This window comes from Vibrio sp. 1978 (genome assembly GCF_033344345.1).
The window spans coordinates 1-867 of sequence record NZ_JAWPOP010000252.1 but is presented as its reverse complement, the minus strand read 5'-3'; the positions used below and the strand labels follow the sequence as shown (position 1 = coordinate 867).

1 protein-coding gene is annotated in these 867 nt (G+C 51.3%); it reads right to left on the bottom strand.

Annotation, left to right across the window (positions count from 1 at the left end; all coding sequences use genetic code 11):
- Positions 1-867, bottom strand: an 867-nt coding sequence (locus R8N49_RS25890) for an AMP-binding protein (RefSeq protein ID WP_318190302.1), incomplete at both ends; no start/stop codon positions are given.

Genomic DNA, 867 nt, shown 5'->3' with positions numbered 1-867 from the left:
TTACCAATCGTTTTGTAGTACCACTCCCATGCCTCTGGGTTGATTGGTTCGCCCACTGAGCCCATGATGCGAAGGCTTGAGCGAGACGTGCCAGCAACCGCTTCGTCGCTTTGTGCCATCAGCGCACGAATAGCTGGTGGTGCGGTGTACAGAATGTTCACTTGATGCTTATCGACCACTTCGCTCATACGGCTTGTGTTCGGGTAGTTTGGTACACCTTCGAACAGGATGGTTTTCGCTCCGTTCGCAAGTGGTCCGTAGATAAGGTACGTGTGGCCAGTAATCCAGCCTACGTCTGCGGTACACCAGAAGGTTTCACCTGGTTGGTAATCGAAGACGTATTTAAACGTCATGGCCGCATAAACAAGGTAGCCACCTGTGGTGTGAAGTACGCCTTTTGGTTTGCCTGTCGAGCCAGATGTGTAGAGGATGAACAGTGGGTCTTCCGCTTTCATCTCTTCTGGTGGACAAACATCAGATACTTTTGCGGTTGCTTCGTGCCACCAAACATCACGATGCTCATGCCAATCTACATTGCCGCCTGTGCGTTTTAGTACCACAACTTTGCTGATGGTTTTTACTTCTGGGTTAGTGAGTGCTTCGTCCACGTTCTTTTTCAGTGGAACGGCACGTCCGCCGCGCACACCTTCGTCCGCAGTGATCACAACTTTCGCGTCAGAGTCGATGATACGACCAGACAGTGCTTCTGGTGAGAAACCACCAAATACCACGGTATGCACCGCGCCGATGCGTGTACACGCCAGCATAGCGATAGCTGCTTCTGGCACCATTGGCATGTATAAACACACCACGTCGCCTTTGCGCACGCCTTGGTCTTTTAATGCGTTAGAGAACTTGCACACTTCT